Origin of the sequence: Vibrio sonorensis (assembly GCF_001854765.1) — a bacterium.
Lineage (GTDB): Bacteria > Pseudomonadota > Gammaproteobacteria > Enterobacterales > Vibrionaceae > Vibrio > Vibrio sonorensis.
Map to the genome: position 1 here is coordinate 1 of NZ_LJJE01000007.1, position 2,249 is coordinate 2,249.

Below are 2,249 nucleotides of genomic sequence, written 5' to 3' on the forward strand. Positions count from 1 at the left end.
CCGGTTCTTTGATTCACGTAGTCCATGATTTCAATAATGCCCATATGTTGAAGTTGGTTGTAAATCGGGTTATCAAGATCGTCTTTCCAACGCTTATTAGCCAACTTCCAAGTGAGCTGATTGGTGCGAGGTTGATGGATAACAAAATCATTGGCTCCATCATTGATATTGCGGCTGACTTGAGCCATTTTGTGACGCACGGATTTTGTTAATGTCGCAAGGGTTTGCTCGATAGGAGCAATCAACTTATCTAACCCTGTGTTGGCAACAAGATTTTCATTCTTTTTCCATTCAGTTATAGGGATAAGATCATCTTCAAGACGTTTTTTTTCGCACTTTCATTGACAAATATATGATTGTTATCAAGCATTCGAGAGACTTTCTGGTACAAGTAATATTCAAAACGTCGATAGTTAACGCCTTCCTTATCAACAATATAGTCTTTGTCCTGCTTAAGAAGTAACCTTTGGTCGGCAGTACAAAGGTGCTTTTCTTTTTGAAGCTCTGATTTTGCTATTTGTAATTGCGTAGAAAGTAATGTCTGACCGGGTTCACATTCAATATCTATCGCTAGAAAAAGAGGCCTAATCGAGTTTGAAATCTTTCTATATTGGCTGTCAATGTGTTGCCATTCGCACTGTCGCTTATCAAAATTTTCCTTATTTAAGTGCTGACTAATGAGCTGGATTTCATCTTTGGAGAGCTTTTCAAAGGCATTTTGCCGAATATCACCAAATTGAGTCTGGTCACTAACGGAATCATCGACAAAGAGTCCAAGGAGGTGATCAACCTGGGTCAACTTGTCTCTAACCACTTCAAGCTCATCTGCAATCCGTTGTTTAGCGGCGGCAGAGGCGGATTCCCTTTGTTTTTTGGTCACATACTGAAACGCGGTGACTAACTTATCATTCGTTTCTTGATAACGGAAAAATAAGTAACACACGATGTATAGCATCCCTTGCCATTCAGGAAAACGACGGATCTTATAGATAGATTGGTGCCGAATAATAGACGCGTAGTACGTTAAGTTCCCTTGCGATAGCCCGAGTTTATTGATGAGCCTCTTTATTTCTTGATACACACCTTTTATTGTACTGTGTGTTTCAATTTCACGCATAAGCTCCGATGGGGTGAAGTCTTTCGCTGAGCCTTTTTGCGCTGAAAGTTGATTCAAGCGCCCTTTGGTATGCAGTATTTTTTTAAGTTGCATACGAGTGGTATCTGACATGGAACTTGAAAGAATAGACTCTGTCCTCTGCCTCTCACTGGCTAGGACAGTCGTGATCATGGTTTGTAATGTTGAATAACCGGCTAAGCCAATGCGTTTTTGGCCAAAGAAGGCTAAGCATTCATCAAAAATATACTTGGGATAAGTGCAGATCGTTGCCACATCTTGTAGGCGTTCTAGCAACGATTTCTCATCCACCTTAGAGAATCGAGCAAAACCAAGGATCTCGTACATCTTCAATATCAATGTTGCTCGAGTACTTTTGGCAATGAGTGGGTATTTGGGTTTTCTGTTTGGAAAGTAAGTCGCGTAAAGGTAATCGACATCTTGTTTGACATCTCGCAATCTGAACTTCGGTACGACTGGCTTAGCTCGGAAGTACCCAATAAGAAGTAGTAAATAAGAAGTAGTAAATAGATTCGAGTTTCAACTTTACCCAAGGTTGATAGCACCTTCTCTATACGGGGATCTACCGAAAAGTACTCTTCCCGCTCACTTTGGTTAAAGACGGGACGTGAATAAAGTTCATGGATCTCTTGATCTGTCAGAATTTGAATTCGGCTTGGCTTAACAGTTTGCATCGTTCTCCTTTTTCTCTATCAGCCCAAGTGAAAGGTCATCATACTAGAGGTAAGATTATACAATCGATGTTTTGTGTGAAATTTAAGTACACCCATAGATCACCTACCCAAATTGACATGGAATGTATATTTGTCATAACCTAAATGTCACCTTGAGGGACTTATGTACATCTTTGGATACTTAAGAGCATCAACCTCTGATCAGAACGCAAAGCGTGCTCAGAGAGCTTTGCAGGTGTTTGTACAGCAAAAGGGCTTTCGAATAGCGGATTGGTATATTGAGAACGAGTCGGGAGCTTCTTTACAAAGACCAGAGCTTCTTCGATTACTTGATGATGCGGCAATTGGTGATGCAATCATTATTGAGCAAATTGATAGGCTTTCTCGTCTTGATGAAGAAAGTTGGTTCAAATTAAAGGAAATGCTGAACCAAAAGGATT

General features: G+C 40.4%; 1 protein-coding gene and 1 pseudogene. One reads left to right on the forward strand and one right to left on the reverse strand.

Annotated features, from left to right (window positions below; all coding sequences use genetic code 11):
- Positions 1–1,809: pseudogene (locus BLO31_RS22940) on the reverse strand (DUF4158 domain-containing protein); the annotation flags it as partial.
- Between the two features lie 163 nt (positions 1,810–1,972).
- Between BLO31_RS22940 and BLO31_RS02020 the strand changes: the two are divergent.
- Positions 1,973–2,249 (forward strand): recombinase family protein (locus tag BLO31_RS02020; protein WP_175443157.1); only part of this gene is annotated, 277 nt, incomplete at its 3' end.